This window comes from Calothrix sp. FACHB-168, assembly GCF_963889195.1.
Lineage (GTDB): Bacteria > Cyanobacteriota > Cyanobacteriia > Cyanobacteriales > Nostocaceae > Aulosira > Aulosira anomala_A.
In genome coordinates this window covers 679,592-696,803 of sequence record NZ_CAWPNJ010000001.1, presented here as the reverse complement: position 1 = coordinate 696,803, position 17,212 = coordinate 679,592, and the positions used below count along the sequence as shown (strand labels likewise).

General features: G+C 41.6%; 14 protein-coding genes. 8 read left to right on the top strand and 6 right to left on the bottom strand.

The features are described from left to right. Window positions 1-240 precede the first annotated feature (240 nt). Window positions 241-1,815 (top strand): photosynthetic/respiratory NAD(P)H-quinone oxidoreductase subunit D1, encoded by a 1,575-nt coding sequence (gene ndhD1 / locus AACW45_RS02855; RefSeq protein WP_190627368.1) that lies wholly within the window; start codon window positions 241-243, stop codon window positions 1,813-1,815. 384 nt (window positions 1,816-2,199) lie between these two features. On the opposite strand, the gene AACW45_RS02850 is transcribed toward ndhD1, so the two are convergent. Together AACW45_RS02850 and AACW45_RS02845 are read right to left on the bottom strand one after the other, a co-directional pair. Then, window positions 2,200-2,472: a hypothetical protein gene (locus tag AACW45_RS02850; RefSeq protein WP_190627367.1), complete on the bottom strand. Its 273-nt coding sequence runs from the start codon at window positions 2,470-2,472 to the stop codon at window positions 2,200-2,202. A 4-nt stretch (window positions 2,473-2,476) separates the two neighbouring features. Next, complete coding sequence (locus AACW45_RS02845; protein ID WP_242045441.1) at window positions 2,477-2,830, bottom strand: hypothetical protein; 354 nt, start codon at window positions 2,828-2,830, stop codon at window positions 2,477-2,479. Between the two features lie 264 nt (window positions 2,831-3,094). Between AACW45_RS02845 and AACW45_RS02840 the strand changes: the two genes are divergently transcribed. The 3 genes from AACW45_RS02840 (at window position 3,095) to AACW45_RS02830 (ending at window position 4,782) form a co-directional block, all read left to right on the top strand. Beyond that, window positions 3,095-3,811, top strand: coding sequence for a Uma2 family endonuclease (locus AACW45_RS02840; protein ID WP_190627365.1), 717 nt, complete (start codon window positions 3,095-3,097; stop codon window positions 3,809-3,811). Window positions 3,812-3,926: 115 nt separating this feature from the next. Then, the gene (locus AACW45_RS02835; RefSeq protein ID WP_190627363.1) at window positions 3,927-4,121 is read left to right on the top strand and encodes a hypothetical protein; all 195 of its coding nucleotides are present in this window, start codon (window positions 3,927-3,929) and stop codon (window positions 4,119-4,121) included. Next, window positions 4,087-4,782: a hypothetical protein gene (locus AACW45_RS02830; protein WP_190627361.1), complete on the top strand. Its 696-nt coding sequence runs from the start codon at window positions 4,087-4,089 to the stop codon at window positions 4,780-4,782. The genes AACW45_RS02835 and AACW45_RS02830 overlap by 35 nt, the downstream gene beginning before the upstream one ends. A gap of 171 nt (window positions 4,783-4,953) precedes the next feature. Here the strand turns inward: AACW45_RS02830 and AACW45_RS02825 are convergent, their stop codons facing one another. Further along, window positions 4,954-6,936 (bottom strand): DUF262 domain-containing protein, encoded by a 1,983-nt coding sequence (locus AACW45_RS02825; protein WP_190627358.1) that lies wholly within the window; start codon window positions 6,934-6,936, stop codon window positions 4,954-4,956. 390 nt (window positions 6,937-7,326) lie between these two features. Here AACW45_RS02825 and AACW45_RS02820 point away from each other — a divergent pair, with 390 nt between their 5' ends. Then, window positions 7,327-7,569: a CopG family ribbon-helix-helix protein gene (locus AACW45_RS02820; RefSeq protein WP_190627356.1), complete on the top strand. Its 243-nt coding sequence runs from the start codon at window positions 7,327-7,329 to the stop codon at window positions 7,567-7,569. Between the two features lie 9 nt (window positions 7,570-7,578). Here AACW45_RS02820 and AACW45_RS02815 read toward each other — a convergent pair whose 3' ends face one another. Next, window positions 7,579-7,857: a lipopolysaccharide assembly protein LapA domain-containing protein gene (locus AACW45_RS02815; RefSeq protein WP_096644478.1), complete on the bottom strand. Its 279-nt coding sequence runs from the start codon at window positions 7,855-7,857 to the stop codon at window positions 7,579-7,581. A gap of 50 nt (window positions 7,858-7,907) precedes the next feature. Beyond that, window positions 7,908-9,335 carry a phosphoglucomutase/phosphomannomutase family protein gene (locus AACW45_RS02810; RefSeq protein ID WP_190627533.1) on the bottom strand — a complete coding sequence of 476 codons (1,428 nt, stop codon included), beginning with the start codon at window positions 9,333-9,335 and terminating at the stop codon, window positions 7,908-7,910. A 109-nt stretch (window positions 9,336-9,444) separates the two neighbouring features. Here AACW45_RS02810 and AACW45_RS02805 point away from each other — a divergent pair, with 109 nt between their 5' ends. After that, on the top strand, window positions 9,445-10,308 hold the full coding sequence (locus tag AACW45_RS02805) for a PD-(D/E)XK nuclease family protein (RefSeq protein ID WP_190627354.1): 864 nt from the start codon (window positions 9,445-9,447) through the stop codon (window positions 10,306-10,308). A gap of 95 nt (window positions 10,309-10,403) precedes the next feature. On the opposite strand, the gene AACW45_RS02800 is transcribed toward AACW45_RS02805, so the two are convergent. Beyond that, on the bottom strand, window positions 10,404-12,083 hold the full coding sequence (locus AACW45_RS02800; protein WP_190627352.1) for a transglutaminase domain-containing protein: 1,680 nt from the start codon (window positions 12,081-12,083) through the stop codon (window positions 10,404-10,406). A 286-nt stretch (window positions 12,084-12,369) separates the two neighbouring features. On the opposite strand from AACW45_RS02800, the gene AACW45_RS02795 reads away from it, so the two are divergent. Both AACW45_RS02795 and recF read left to right on the top strand, forming a co-directional pair. Continuing rightward, window positions 12,370-15,228: a cation-translocating P-type ATPase gene (locus AACW45_RS02795; protein WP_190627530.1), complete on the top strand. Its 2,859-nt coding sequence runs from the start codon at window positions 12,370-12,372 to the stop codon at window positions 15,226-15,228. A gap of 144 nt (window positions 15,229-15,372) precedes the next feature. Continuing rightward, window positions 15,373-16,506, top strand: a complete 1,134-nt coding sequence (gene recF / locus AACW45_RS02790) for a DNA replication/repair protein RecF (RefSeq protein ID WP_096644475.1) — start codon at window positions 15,373-15,375, stop codon at window positions 16,504-16,506. Window positions 16,507-17,212: the final 706 nt, after the last annotated feature.

Below are 17,212 nucleotides of genomic sequence, written 5' to 3'. Positions count from 1 at the left end.
CACGCGATCGCTAAAATTCTAGTTTAGCGGCTTTTTTCGGGTAAATTTTAGACTTGACGGGGAGTATTTTAACCTACATTCAGTACCCCCAAATGTAAAAAAAGACTCCCAAAAGCAAAAATGAGAGATTGCCAATTTTTATTAAATCAACCTAACAAGAGACAACAAATCGCGAAAAAGCTGCTACTTAATAGCTAGTGACTTTTTGCCAAACATGATCTTGATTGCAGGCGAATGGCGATGAATACAGCTAACTTCCCGTGGCTGACGACGATTATCTTGTTACCGATAGCCGCGTCGCTACTGATTCCCATCATCCCCGATAAGGACGGCAAAACCATACGCTGGTACGCCTTAATTGTGGGATTGATTGATTTTGCACTGATTGTTTACACTTTTTACACTGGGTATGATTTCTCCAACCCCGATTTGCAGTTGGTGGAGAGTTACGCCTGGGTACCGCAACTAGACTTGAAATGGTCAGTAGGGGCAGATGGCTTATCTATGCCCCTAATTATTTTGACCGGATTTATCACCACCTTGGCGACCTTAGCAGCTTGGCCTGTGACTCTTAAACCCAGGCTATTTTACTTTTTGCTGCTGGCGATGTATGGCGGTCAAATCGCCGTGTTCGCCGTCCAGGATATGCTGTTGTTTTTCCTGGTGTGGGAACTGGAATTGATTCCGGTTTACCTATTGCTGGCGATTTGGGGTGGTAAAAAACGCCAATATGCAGCGACCAAATTTATTTTGTATACGGCTGGCGGTTCGCTGTTTATCTTGCTGGGCGCTTTGACAATGGCCTTTTATGGCGATACAGTCACATTTGATATGCGATCGCTCGCTGCAAAAGACATCGCCCTGAATTTCCAACTTTTACTGTATGCTGGCTTCTTGATTGCTTACGCCGTTAAGTTGCCCATCATTCCCCTGCACACCTGGCTACCAGATGCCCACGGTGAAGCTACAGCACCAGTACACATGTTACTGGCTGGTATTCTGCTGAAAATGGGCGGTTACGCCTTAATTCGTATGAATGCCCAAATGCTACCCGATGCCCATGCTTATTTTGCACCGGTGTTAGTGATTTTGGGGGTAGTAAATATCATCTACGCCGCTTTGACATCCTTTGCCCAGCGCAACTTGAAGCGGAAAATTGCTTACTCCTCAATTTCTCACATGGGCTTTGTCACCATTGGTATCGCCTCCTTCACCGATTTGGGATTAAGTGGGGCAGTATTGCAAATGGTGTCTCACGGTTTAATTGGGGCGAGTTTATTCTTCCTCGTAGGTGCAACCTATGACCGCACACACACCCTAATGTTAGATGAAATGGGTGGTGTTGGTAAGAGAATGCAGAAGATTTTCGCTATGTTTACCACCTGTTCAATGGCTTCTTTAGCCTTGCCAGGAATGAGCGGTTTCGTAGCAGAATTAATGATATTTGTAGGCTTTGCTACCAGCGATGCATATAGCTCTACATTTAAAGTCATCGTGGTATTCTTGATGGCCGTTGGGGTAATTTTAACTCCAATTTATTTGCTGTCAATGTTACGTGAAATTTTCTACGGTCAAGAGAACGAAGAATTAGTTTCTCACCAAGCATTGATTGATGCTGAACCGCGCGAAGTCTTTATCATTGCTTGTTTGTTAGTGCCAATTATTGGTATTGGTTTCTATCCCAAGCTGTTAACTCAAATGTATGACTCTACAACCGTGCAGTTAACAGCAAGGTTGCGCGATTCAGTGCCAACATTAGCACAGCAAAAAGAAGCACCAAAAGTTTCCTTAGTTGCACCAGAAATTGGTAATTAGGAAAAGATTAATAGTTGATATGACTATTAATTTTAGGGCGGGGTTTATACCCGCTCTTTTTTATTGCGCTTCGCGTGTCATTTGTCATTTGTCATTTGTGTTTGGAAATCTAATACCAATTTGAAGAATGATTGCTACAAATGTAGGTTGGGGAGCCAGTGCGTTGCGGGGGTTTCCCCCGTTGTAGCAACTGGCGTTTGAGGAACGAAACCCAACACCCCAAACCCTTGTATATGTTGGGTTTAACCGAGTGAAACCCAACATACGCATCTTTAAATACTTAAAATACTCTTGTCTTCTATCATTGCTAAGAAGGTTTCTAGACCTTTATAAACTATATTGATTGCTCCTCCATACACGTCATCAATAGCCAAAATTTTTTTGCTATCTAAATTCTGCAAATTCGCTATTAGCTATTGTTCGACAAACATATCCAATATCAACATAATTAGTCGTACTTACCTGCTCGATACCTGTCAACCTGATAAACAAGTAGAGCGAGTTATCACTAGTGTTTTGTTTGATTTCTTCGGGTAGCCAGAAAACATCCCACTGAATAGCTAGTGTTATGGCTTGTTCATAAGCAACATTATAGAATATGCCCAGCCAGTGGGAATCATGTAGTGTATATTTTTCATAGAACTGGCTAAAGCTCATTCTCTTACCTCCTTGCCAGTGCTTTAATAATTATTTGTTCTGGAGATTGACTAATAATATAATCACAAAATCCTGTTAATCCTTTTTCTGGACTAACATTAAATTCTCTACCAGAAAATAAACTAATTTTATTTTGAAATATTTCTTTTAATTCTACTAGTATTGGTGTCAAAATTAATTCAGAACGTGATTTTTCAGTACTAATAGCTAACGCCAAGGGTATATACTTCTTAAGTGTTTGTGCTAAAAAACTGCTGTATTCTACAGGAGGTGTATCAGCAAAAATCCCTACAGATTCTTGAATAGTGATGTCAAAGGTAGTCTCTATACTTTCTAAACTGAATTGACTGTATGACATTTGACAATCTTTTTATAAAATTAGATATTACTGCTATAGGAATCCTAAATCATTTGTGAAATTTACTAATTCTCATTTTTTCCTCTTGTCCTTGGCGTACTTGGCGTCTTGGCGGTTCATTAAAAAAATATTTTCACAACTTAGATGAGATTGCTATATCTAGCTTAATTTTAACGAAAACATCAAATTGACTGAAGATATCAACAATAAAACTTTGGCTATTTGAGAACAATCTATTTAGAGTCAGCATTTACCATAACGATTATGTTAAACTACAACCCGTTACACTGTTTACCATCTTCCGAAGAATTACCCAATTCTGATGACAATCCTGTGGATAATCAATTACAGCATCTCATTTCGGCATTGCTCGAAAATACCTTGGCGATAAACTGGTCAGAACGTTGGGATTGGTTTTTTGGGGTGAATATGGGTATTTATTATGACCCTAACCAGCCAGCCCTTGTCCCTCATGGATTTCTGAGTTTGGGAGTGAAGCGCGTTGTTGATGAAAGTTTACGCTTAAGTTATGTTTTATGGGAAGAAGAGCGATCGCCAATTTTGGTTTTAGAAGTTGTTTCCCAAATTCATCAAGGAGAATACAGCAGTAAAAAAGAATTTTATGCCAAAAAGTTAGGCGTTTTATACTACGTTATTTACAATCCTTTCCGTCGCAAAAAGCCAGCTTTGGAAGTTTACCAACTTGTAGACGGTGAATATTTATTAATGTCTGGTAGTCCTGTTTGGTTACCACAAATCGGTTTAGGAATTGGGCGAGAACGGGGAATTTATCAAGGAATTGTCAGAGAGTGGTTGTACTGGTATGACGAGAAAGGGGAAAAATTACTCACACCAGATGAACGCATTCAAGAAGCAGAAGAACAAGCCCATTTTCAAGCACAGCAACGGTTAGCAGCAGAACAACAGGTGCTATTATTAACAGCGAGATTGAAAGATTTAGGTATAGAGCCAGAAATTTAATTTAAAAGGGAGCATCCCAAATGTGCAAAAACGCCCTCACCCTATAAGGGTGGGGCTAGAAATACGAAGCCTGCCTTCGCAGGCTTTGTTGGTATAGCAATACCCTTCTAGGGTATTGCGTCAAAATTGGGAGCATCCCAATTTAAAATTGGCATTATTTGCTGTTAATGGGCTGGATGATGCGGGAATTATAGCAGTAAAGGAAACGATCGCTAAACGGCGCAATTTAGCCAAAATTGCTGCCAAATTCTCTTTACCAAAACATCATCACAGCTATGAAAGTAAAATTAGGGTTTGGTTCTATCCCTAAGCCTCAGTATGTTTTTGTCAGCAAAGAAAATGACCACTGCTGGTATATGTTATCTGATGAGCAAAAACAAATACCAATTTATGACAAAGCATTAACCGGGTTAATTACAGGAATAGAAGTTAATAAGAAAGTGGAAACTTCTTATGGAGAAGCTGAAAAAACTGATTTGCATATTTTGGCAGATAAGCCTTATATTGTCAGGTCAGGAAGCGAATCTTATTTTTCCAAAAGTTTGTTACTTTCACTTGATGTTTTGACTTATGAACAGTTAATTAAACCACTGACTATTGCTGTTAGTCCTGGAGAGAGAACTATTGTTTTTTGTACAATTTATAATCCCGTCACTTTTCGTTCTGTGGGAGTGAGTTGGGATGGTCATAGAGAAATAGATTGGCAAGCTTTAGGGCAAAAAGTTAGTCTCAAAATCAATAATTTGCAACATAAAGATAAACAGCATCAGGAAATATCTAATAATATAGATATGTCAGAAATTCGTGCGAGTTTTATTGCTCAAAGCGATATATATTTAGACCAATTAAATTGGTCACCAGAGCAGGGAAGAGAATATTTACAGCAGAGATATGGAAAGCGATCGCGTTATCATCTCTCGGATACAGAATTGCTGGAATTTATTGATTTTTTGAGGCTACAATTAACTTAAGTAATGGTTTTCTTTGACCGTGGATGTTGTTAAGGGCGGGAAAACCCCGCCCCTACAAATGCATCTTAAAACTCAGCTTCCTCACTGTCAGGAAAAATGGCACATGCATACTGTAATGAGAAAGATGTTAAATCAAGCTGATCTTCCTCATCAAATTTGCATCTCAAATCACTAATTTGTTGTTTCAACGTGCCAATCTTCAACCGATAGTTCAGCAGTTTCTATAGCTTTTCGACAAAATGTGTGAATGTCTTTTGCAGATAAGTTGACTTCAATAAATGCTCCATTATCAATTTTTCTGCTCTCATGAAAATATTGTTCATCCCATCCTACAAAACGAGGAAATTTTTTCATTATGTCTTGAAATTTTTCAGGTTCCAGATTGGCGATTACATTCAATGTAATTGTCAAAACCTCACGCCAACTTTTCACAGAATGCTTTTGACCAAAGATATATAGTTGTTTTGGTCTGCTACCTGTTAAACTACTGGTTTGAGAAGATTGTGCTAACTCATTGCCAAAGTAGCTCCAAATTTGTAAAGCAATATCAGCAAGATATTCTGCTCTTGCTTCAATATTTTCTCTGCACCAGTACTCTTCATTATCGAAATACTTATTCAATTCTAAATGGCTATTCTGAAATAGATTTCGCTTAGTCAAAAAGTCACTATTAGACATTGCTGAATTATACTCTGATGCTGTCAGTGTCAAATTTCCTAAAGTATCAATCAGTAATTCGTGGGTTACTGCCCAATCTTTTCCTAAATGTTCTTTCCACCAGTCGCTTGTGGTCTGTGGCATGATGTGTTCAATTGACAGCTTCTCAAAAGATACTTGTTCTTTATGATTGAAAGATTCTTCTATGGATTCAAGAATAAGTTTTCCCTTGTGAGAACGATCGCCTGTGTATAGGTCTACATCCATCAACCTAGCTCTAAACTCTGTATTTTTTGGATAGTCTCGATTCTGAAGGGCTAACTTCAATCGCCCAATAAAGTTATCATCACCTAGACTAATATCTTTAATCACTTGTGAGTATAGTAGTGCAAATATTCTATTTAATCCTCTTGTTTGAATATTACAAACAAAGCGCCTAAGAATAAAGTTTTCAATAATTTTTAAAACCGAAATATATTCTTCTTCTGTGATTCTATTTTGCATCCAATCATCATAGCAGTTAAGAAGAAATGGATACACAGTGGCAACTTCCAAGCGATTGAGGCGTTGAAGATACTTACGTGCTTTAGCATTAACTTCTCGTTCTGGATTCAAAAGCCTTGCATAGTATTCAGCGAATACAGATAAACTCTTTAAATAAGATAGCGCATCATCCTTATTAATTCGCTCTTTTATTTCAAAATAAATCTCATTCTGCTTGACTTCTACACCGCTTTTTGTCAGATAGTGACGAATAAATTCTGTCAACTTATCTTTTAAAAGATCCTGCATAGGTTGCCAGTATTGAGCATAAACAGATTCCTGGCTATCTGCATGAATTTTCATGAAGAAATAGTTGCGAATAAGATCTGCCTGGTTCAACGGTCTTCCCTTAGCATTTAGACTTTCAAAGACTAAGTATGGATCGTCATCAGTACTAAGTACTACGCTTACAAGTGATAGATGTCTACAGATAACTTGTTTGATTTTTTGAAAATCTAATCTACTCTGCCTAATTTTTTTTTCAAAAAATAAATAACACTCGGAAATTCCATTTCCATTAATCTGCGATTGCGAATGGATGATCCTATGAAAGGATTCACGGTCTATTTGTGTTGGCTGCAACTTATAGTAGTCTAAACCTTTCTTATAGGGGTTTACTAGAAAAGTGTTGTCTAGTTCTGCTGCTAGTTCTGGTTCCGATGGCTTGGCTATATCACGTAAAACAGCAAGAAGAATAAAAACCGTCGTTAACCGTTGTTGACCATCAATCAGAAGATATTTAGTGACTCCTTCAGGAACAGATACAGTTGGCATCGTTACAATAGAACCCATGAAATGAGGGCGAGGATTATCTGTTGTACAGAGTTCCAAAAGGTCACTCCACAAAGCTTGCCATTGAGTTTTTGTCCAACTGTAAGGGCGCTGAAATAAAGGTACAACATACTGCTTTATTCCTTCAATAATCTGTTCCAATTTAGTTTCTGAGGCTTGCATTTGTTAAAATTCTCTTTAATATTTAATAATCCGGTTTTGCGTAAGTCCTAATACAATTATCCAGTCTAAATCTAAAAAGATACTATTTACCCAGTAAAAATACTTAAAATTTTTGAGTTGCAGGCTTCGTTCTTATAGCCCCAGGCTTCCAGGGGGCTTTTTAAGGATTTCTAACTAAAGATATCCCAATTGTAGGGGCACGGCATCGATAAAATATCGCTATTACCGAAAGTCTGTGGATGCCGTGCCCCTACTTGTCGGATAATTTAATTGTTGGAGTTCCCTAATTCCTAATTCGTAATTTTTATTGAAACACCGTGAGTGGTTTTGGTAGGCAGCGCCCACCCTACACCTACTATATTATTAAATACAAATTGATCTGATAGGACAATGAGCAAAGAAAACATAACCTTTCGGATAGATAGCGAGAAGAAGGCTACACTAGATGCCATTGCCGCAGGCATAAACCGCGATCGCAGTTACGTATTGAATCAGGCAATAGACGCTTATTTAGAGATGCATCAGTGGCAACTCAAAGAGATTCAAAAGGGAATTGCTGAAGCTGAAATAGTAGATTTTGCAACTGATGAGGAAGTAGAAGCCACTTTTGCAAAACTCACCCGTACAAATTAATTTTACGCCTCAAAAATCTTCATCATCGACAAAAAACTCGGCATCTTCATCAAACCGAGAATTACCTTTTCTTGAATCAGCAATACCCCATAAAGGTTGTAGGACTGTAACGCCAACTAATCCTACACCTACACAAAAAGCTAGTACTAAACCTACTGGTATTTGAATTGATTGGAAAGATAAAAATTTTAATCTTACTGGTGTAGCATTTTGTACTGAGATGAGCGCGATCGCTATTACCCATACAGCTATTACTACAGATATCAAAAATTTACTAATACTTTTCATAATTATTTACACCCCTCTCCATTGTAGAAGAGGGGGTTAAAGATGAGGTTCTATTTCAGTTTAGCGATCGCACTTTCCATTTCTTGAGCGATGGTTTTGAGTTTTTCCGGTGAGTTGGTTTCTAAATAAACCCGTACCAGGGGTTCTGTACCGGAGGGACGCAGTAATACCCAGCTTCCTTCTTCTAAGTAAAGTTTAATGCCGTCTTTGCGACCGACTTCTTTAACTTTAATTCCCGCTACTTCTGTAGGTGGGTTTTTGGTGAAGGAGTCGATAACTGCGGTTTTATGGGCTTCGGTGAGGTGTAAGTCCAGACGATTATTGTAAAGCGGTCCGTCGGCTTCGGCGATCGCTTCTTTGACTAGTTGACTTAAAGGCTTACCTTCATAGGCGATCGCTTCGGCGACTAGCATATCGGCTAAAACGCCATCTTTTTCGGGAATATGCCCGATTACGCTTAAACCGCCGGATTCTTCACCACCAATTAATACGGTGGTTTCCCGCATTTTTTCACCAATGTATTTAAAGCCTACTGCTGTTTCATAAATTGGTAGCCCGTATTTCGCTGCAAAATTATCTAAAAGGTGGGTTGTGGCGACAGTGCGGACAATTGCGCCTGTTTTGCCTTTATTTTTGATTAAATGGCGTGCTAACAACAGCAGCACAGTATTAGGGGTAAGGACGTTACCTTGTTCATCGACAATCCCAAAGCGATCGCTATCGCCATCGGTGGCTAAACCTAAATCTGCTTTATCGGCGCGTACAGCTTCGACTAACTCAACGAGTTGTTCGCCTTTAGGTTCTGGCATTCCGCCACCAAACAAAACATCTCGCCAAGTGTGGAAACTTTCTAGCTGTACGCCACTTTGTTGCAAAACTTCATCTAAATAGCCGCGAGAAGTAGAATACAAAGCGTCGTATTTTACCTTTAATTGGGCTTTTTTGATAGTTTCAACATCAATTAAGGTGTAGATAAATTGCAGATAATCTGGTTTCGGATCGAAAATAGAGATAGAACCCGATGGGCTATCACTAGGTGGCACATCTGATGCACTTTCGATATTTGCCACAATAGTATCAGTTATCTCTGGTGTGGCAGGGCCAGCATAGTCAGGGATATATTTAATCCCACAATAGGGTGCAGGATTATGGCTTGCCGTAAACATTAGCGCCCCTGCTGAGTTTAGGTGACGGGCGTTGTAAGCAATTACTGGTGTGGGGCAATCCCGATCGGTAACTTTTACCGTCCAGCCTAAGTCTGCTAGGACTTCGGCGGCTGTTTGGGCAAACTTATCAGCTAAAAACCGAGTATCGTAGGCAACCAAAACCGGTCTGTCTTTGCTATAGGCCGTTTCGAGGTAGCTAGCGATCGCTCTTGTTACTTTCCGCACATTGGGGAAAGTAAAATCGTCGGCGATGATTCCTCGCCAACCATCAGTACCAAATTGAATCTTGCTGGATTTGCTACTAGCGCTCATGGATGCCACAGACTCCCTTCCAACTTCGTTACTATAGGAAGCTTCGCGCAAAGCGTGCGTAGCCGCAAGTATCTTCATCGTTATTTTTTTTTCACACTGCTTGTTAGCGATGTCAATCCCCGATCGACCTTTTGCCAGTTACCACCTTTGGTCTTTAGTTGCCCCAGCGACAGGGCAAGAACGCTGGCATTGCCAGATGAGACGGGGGTTTGTCAAAGCGCGTCAGCATGAACCACAAGTGAAGGCACTGCTAGGTAAAGCAACTCCACCGCAACGCATTGGTATCCTCGCCCAAAAGGGGGTTTATGAATTTCACCATCACCGCCATTTATTAAAGCAATCGGATGGTGTAGATCAAGTCGCCAAACTACTGCAATTAAGCCATACCGATCGTGAAGTGCAACAGCGAGTGCGGCAAATTTTGCAAAAATACCATAACGCGCCTTTGCTGTTGAATAAAAACATCCTCCAATTAACACCAGGGGATGAAGGCTTCCCGAAACCAATTTTAATTGACCAGGATGATTATTGCTTCCGTTTATATGCGGCTATGGATTGTGTCTTTATTGATAGCGATCGCACTTTACATATCCTTGATTTTAAAACGGGTAAAGCTGCCTTCGATCAGCGTCAGGCCTTAGTTTATCTCCTCGCGGCGCGTTATCTCTACCCAGGACGGGAAGCTGTGGCATCGTTCTATAATTTGGAACTTTGTAAAAAGTCCGAATTAATCCGCATTAATCATCACGAGTTAGCATCCTTAGAATTTGAATTAGCTCACATAGCCCAGCAACATCAGCGAGATTTACAAAAATATCATCAAGGAACCGGGGATTTTAGTAAAATCTTCCCCCCAAATCCCGGTTCTCACTGTCGCTTCTGCCCATTCCGTACCATCTGTGATTTTGCGGATTTGAAACAGCCTCAAGGTCATTCTATGCCGATTTTAAAGGGGCTAGGGGCTAGGGGCTAGGAATTTTAGATTTTAGATTTTGGATTTTAGATTCAAATACAATCCAAAATCGCAAATCCAAAATCTAAAATTATTTTTAATGCCCAATGCCCAATTTAAAATGGTGGCAATTCTTTAAGAATTGTAAAGCGAATATGATTGATTGCTAGGTCGCCAATGGCAATGTCTTCTTTGGTTAAGCGTTCGCCTTGGCTGGATATGGTTTCAAAGGAGACTCCTTTGCCAATTTCGATGTGATACCAGCATAAACCCATAAAAAATCTGGTGGGATATGGCCCGGAATCGCCTATGTCATCGGGGTTAGATTCCATAGGCAGCCAGCCAATATTGGGAATGTAAAATTCTAACCAAACATGGTTAAAGTCTGGCTGTAAGGGTATACCTTTTAGTTCCCCGTTTGGTGGACATTTATACCTGCCTACTGTGCGGCAGGGAATACCATTCAAACGACACAGGGCGAGTAAAACGCCGACGTATTCACCACAAGAACCTACTCCCCGTTCTAAAACTACATCGGGAGTATCAATGTATGGTTTAATACCATACGATAATTCATCGTAAACATAATTACGGATGCTATACATTTTCCGCAATAAATTGCTTTCCGAACCTGCGGCATCTCTAGCGGCGCGGCGGACAATGGTAGAGTCCATTGCTAAATCGTCATCATCCACGAGGTAGCGGCTTTCAAATTCTGATGAGAGTGCGGGAATATCTTCTACGTCTTTGGGGGTAATGCGATATTTAATTCCCCGGACTTCTAAAGTCGCTTTCCAGCCAAAAATATGGCGTTCGCCGGGGGTGAGGGTATCAAATTTAAATACTGCTACCCGTTGTCCATCAATTACTTCTTCTGTAAAAGGTAAACCGATGGGTTCAACATGTTTAATTTTTTGACGTTCTGTTTCCGATGGTAAAGCGATGCGCCATTCTAAATTGGTTAAATACACCTCTTCTAACGGCGCTATCTCCTCAGCGTAGGACATTTCAATCAGATAGCCATTAGAAAGGGCGTAGCGCTTTTCTGGCTCGTAATGATAATACAGGGGATGAATGAAAGTGCGATCGCGGTATGTTAGCTCGTGATTGGGGTCAGCATTAGGATTATCGCGAATATAAGGCTCTTCGGAAGCATAAGCGACATATAGGGTTTCTTTGCCTGTTTCCCCATCTTTATGGACAGCAATTCCTGTAGGCGAGTCAAAAGGCGTGAGGACAGTAAATTGAATTTCTCCCGTACCCCGATCTAAAGAAAAGACCGTTTGTTCTGTGCGATCGCTCACCCACAGAGTATCTTGAGTTACCACCAAATTCTCAACACCGACCCCAGGCGCGTAAAATCTGGTAATTTCTTTGCGAGTTTCAGACTCATAAATCAAGATAGAGCTTAACTTGTGGCAGCTAACATAAACTGTTGACTCCCAAACAGCCACGCCATCAGCCGGATAAGGCAAGGTAACAAAATGCTCTAGACCTAAAGAATTGATTTGACAGCGATAGACACTGTTACCACGGGTGACCCAAAGGGTATCTTCCCATACTGCTATACCAGTGACTTCAGTAAATTCCTTAACTTGGTGGGGATTGAGAATTTTACTGTTGTCTGTAATGGGGTCAATTTCTAGCAGATGTCCTTTAATAGTATCAATAGCAATAAGTCTATCTTTAATGAAAGCAATACCACCCAAGGCGGCAGCAGTTAGCGGTCGAATTGTTCTTTGCCCAAACATCTGGCTAACGGTCATACTGGGAAGTGGGAAACTCGTATTAAGCATATTCATTTAATCGGTTAGCACGCCTAAAATAATTGGTGGTAGTACGTCCCATGTGACCAAGTTGCAGATTTGTCTTGCTTACTATTATGAGTGCAATGTGTTCTAAAACAACTCTGACCCAGGAAATAACACATACTAATCCCCGGATGAGAAAGTGACAAATACCAGGAATCACATCTACACTATTACAATTTGGCGAGAGCCTGTATGTAACTTTAGTGGATGGTTTTTCCAGCCATCACTAAATTATGATCGAATTCTGTAACCTTTTCCTGTGACTTACACGATGTCTGCTAATTCTCTGCCTGAAGGTGCCACTGTTTGGCATAGTTTAGAAGTTGATAAAGCGCTAGACCTGCTTGATAGCAATGCAGACAATGGTTTAACACCCCAAGAAGTTGAACAACGGCTGCAAAAGTACGGCCCCAACGAACTTGAAGAACAGGGTGGCCGCAGCGCTTGGGAGATTTTGTTAGATCAGTTCAAGAACATTATGTTGTTGATGCTGATCGCGGTAGCTATCATTTCTGGGGGTTTAGATTTGGTGGCATGGCAAGGCGGTAGCCTGAAACCTGGGGAAGTGCCATTTAAAGATACGATCGCGATTATGGCGATTGTCATTCTCAATGGTATCCTGGGCTATGTGCAAGAAAGCCGTGCGGAACAAGCCCTGGCAGCTTTGAAAAAATTATCTTCGCCCCTAGTGCGCGTTATTCGCGATCGCAAACTCTTGGATGTCGCCGCCAAGGAAATAGTTCCTGGGGATGTGATGCTGCTAGAAGCGGGGGTACAAATAGCCGCCGATGGACGCTTGATTGAACAATCGAATTTACAAGTCCGAGAATCGGCGCTGACTGGCGAAGCGGAAGCTGTCAATAAGCAAGCTACTTTACAACTACCAGAAGATACATCATTAGGCGATCGCATTAATGTCGTTTACCAAGGAACAGAAGTTGTTCAAGGACGCGGCAAGGTTTTAGTTACTAACACTGGAATGAAAACAGAGTTAGGCAAAATTGCTACCTTGTTGCAATCAGTAGAGAGCGAACCAACGCCTTTACAGCAACGGATGACCCAACTTGGTAACGTCCTGGTTAGCGGTTCTTTGGTACTTGTCGCCATTGTCGTCATCGGCGGTGTCATCCAAGCCAGGGGATTTAGCAACTTACAAGAACTGCTAGAAGTTTCCTTAAGTATGGCGGTGGCTGTGGTTCCCGAAGGTTTACCCGCCGTCATCACCGTTACCTTGGCTTTGGGAACTCAGCGCATGGTCAAGCAAAACGCCTTGATTCGCAAACTTCCCGCCGTAGAAACCTTAGGTTCTGTCACTACCATCTGTTCTGATAAAACTGGTACTCTGACTCAGAACAAAATGGTCGTGCAATCAGTTTATACAAATAATTCTACATTCCGAGTCACAGGACAAGGTTACGCGCCTACAGGTGATTTTCAATTAAATGAACAAAAAATAGCTGTAGAAGAATATCCGGAAATCTCCGCTTTACTAGTTGCTTGTGCTGTTTGTAATGATTCCGTACTGCAAAAAGAAGCAGGGGAATGGGCGATTTTAGGCGACCCCACCGAAGGCGCATTAATGACCCTGGCAGGGAAAGCTGGTATTGAAAAAGACCAATGGGAGAGTAAATTACCCAGAGTAGCGGAATTTCCCTTTTCCTCAGAACGTAAGCGCATGAGCGTCATTTCTCAGGTTAAGGCGGTGGCTACTGGTGATGCTTCCGGCACAGATATTGACCCCGCGATCGCTGGTTTTCTACAATCGGAACAGTATTTAATGTTTACCAAGGGTTCCCCAGAGTTAATTTTGGCGCGTTGTAGCCAACTTTACTTAGGTAGACATGCTGCCCCCTTAACCGAAGCACTACGCCAGCAAATTTTGGCAGAAAATGACCAAATGGCGAGTAAAGGGTTACGGGTACTAGGTTTCGCTTATAAACCCTTTGCAGAAGTTCCCCCAGAAGGCTCAGATGAAACCTCAGAACAAGAGTTAGTCTGGCTGGGATTAGTGGGAATGCTCGATGCGCCACGCCCAGAAGTCAGGGCGGCTGTGCAAGAATGTCGAGAAGCGGGGATTCGCCCAGTGATGATTACAGGCGATCACCAGTTAACAGCAAAAGCGATCGCATCTGATTTAGGGATAGCCGAAGAAGGTGCGCGTGTCCTTACCGGACAAGAATTACAGCGCATGAGCGACGAGGAATTAGAGCAACATGTAGACTTAGTCAGCATTTATGCGCGAGTTTCCCCAGAACACAAACTGCGAATTGTCAAAGCCCTGCAACGCCGTGGTAGATTTGTTGCCATGACCGGGGATGGTGTTAACGATGCTCCCGCCTTAAAACAAGCCGATATCGGCATTGCAATGGGGATTACTGGTACAGATGTGAGTAAAGAAGCTAGCGACATGGTACTGCTAGATGACAACTTTGCCACCATTGTCTCAGCTACTAAAGAAGGTAGAGTAGTTTATACCAATATCCGCCGTTTTATTAAGTATATTCTCGGTAGTAATATTGGCGAAGTCTTAACCATTGCGGCTGCACCATTAATCGGTTTGGGCGGCGTTCCCCTCAGCCCCTTACAAATTCTCTGGATGAACTTGGTTACAGACGGTTTACCAGCCTTAGCTTTAGCTGTAGAACCCCCAGAACCAGATGTGATGAAACGTCCCCCCTTCAGCCCCCGCGAAAGTATCTTTGCTAGGGGATTGGGTGCTTACATGGTGCGGATTGGGATTGTCTTTGCGATCATTTCCATTGCTTTAATGGCTTGGGCTTACAACCATACCCATACACCAGGTTATCAAGGCGATCCAGACTCTTGGAAAACAATGGTATTCACTACCCTGTGTATTGCCCAAATGGGTCATGCTATAGCTATTCGCTCAAATAACCAGCTAACCATAGAAATGAATCCCTTATCGAATAAGTTCGTTTTGGGTGCTGTGGTTGTCACCACAATTTTGCAACTCATGCTAGTTTATGTTCCACCCCTACGAGCTTTCTTTGGTACTCACTTCATAAATGGTACAGAATTAGCTATCTGTATTGGTTTTAGTGCCTTAATGTTTGTCTGGGTGGAATTGGAGAAGATATTCTTCCGCGTTATGGGTAAAAAAGCTGTGTGATGGGCATGGGGCATGGGGCATGGGGCATTGGGCATGGGGCATTGGGCATGGGAAGCAATAGTTATATTCTCCCCAACCTCCCACACCCCCCACAATCTCTCCCTCATCTCCCCCCTCACCCTCATCTTCCTCATTTCTCCACTTATGTACCTCAAATCAATTCACCTGAGACAATTTCGTAACTACACAGATCAAAAAGTGGAGTTTAAAGCCGCCAAAACAATTTTGGTAGGTAATAATGCTCAGGGAAAATCTAATTTGTTGGAAGCTGTGGAGTTATTAGCGACATTGCGATCGCATCGGTTAGCGCGCGATCGCGATTTAGTCCAAGATGGAGAAGCGATCGCCCAAATTAGCGCCTCTCTAGAAAGAAAAACAGGTATTAGCGATCTCACCTTAACTCTTCGCCGTCAAGCAAGGCGCACTGTTGCACTGAATGGCGAAGCTGTGCGGCGTCAAATGGATTTTTTGGGAGTTCTCAATGCGGTAGAATTTTCCAGCTTAGATTTAGACTTAGTACGTGGCGGGCCAGAAGGTCGGCGTAGTTGGTTAGATACTTTATTAATCCAACTTGAACCTGTATATGCCCATATTTTACAGCAATATAATCAAGTTTTACGCCAGCGTAATGCCTTTTTAAAACATACCCAAGACATAGCATTTACCAGCCAACAATCAGAACAATTAGCTGTTTGGGATGCCCAATTAGCTACCACAGGTACAAGAGTAATTAGAAGGCGCGAACGAGCTTTACAAAGATTAGCGCCCATTGCAATTAATTGGCACTCAAGTATTAGTGGAAGTACAGAAAATCTCCAAATCAAATATGCGCCGAGTGTCCCTTTAGGGGAAAACTATCCACAACAAGTACAACAAGCCTTTTTAGATAAAATCCAGCAACGCGCTGTAGCCGAACTCCGCCAAGGTACTACCTTAGTAGGGCCTCATCGCGACGAAATAGAATTAATTATTAACCAAACACCAGCCCGTCAATATGGTTCTCAAGGTCAACAGCGCACTTTAGTATTAGCTCTTAAATTAGCCGAATTACAATTAATTGAAGAAGTTGTTGGCGAACCACCCCTGCTCTTATTAGATGATGTTTTGGCAGAATTAGATCCATATCGCCAAAATCAATTACTTGATGCCATTCAAGATAGATTTCAAACTTTAATTACCACAACTCATCTCGGTTCATTTGACTCACAATGGTTAGATTCATCGCAAATTCTCCATGTAAAAGCAGGAGAAATATCATTAACCAACGCTATTTATTAAAGCGATGAAACAATCAGGTGTACTCGTAGGGGCGGGGAAACCCCGCCCTTGCGAGGGTTTCCCCGCCCTTGCGAGAGTTTCCCCGCCCTTGCGAGGGTTTCCCCGCCCTTGCGAGGGTTTCCCCGCCCTTGCGAGGGTTTCCCCGCCCTTGCGAGGGTTTCCCCGCCCTTGCGAGAGTTTCCCCCCCCTTGCGAGGGTTTCCCCGCCCTTGCGAGGGTTTCCCCGCCCTAGTGAGAGCGCTTCGGGGCATGGCAGTGCCAGTGCCCCTACAATCAACGATCATTGGTACCTCAGCAACTGGCAATCTGCTGTATGTTTTAGATTGCAGTTTGCTATAAAAAAATCGGATTATCTAAACTTTATGGCTCGCACAACTAGCAGTCAGGATATTTTTCCGGATTGCGGGTAATTTTTGTGAATATTAATTGAGAAAGTTAAATAAAAATTTTATTCTCTCAAGATAATCGTTACTAATTAATAAACCTACTTATCTATTAAGTAAAGCGGTGTAAAAAAACTAACTATATTAAGCAATGTAAAAATTTAGGAATTGATTTTTTACTGAGGAATTTAGTCTTTACTACCAATTTTTAATAACTTTCACTGTTTTATTTATTAGATTTAATATTTTCACCCTTGCTTTCTCCTGATATTACTGCTTATTTTAAAGCAGTAATTTTCTTTACTTATTGAGTCTTATTGAGTA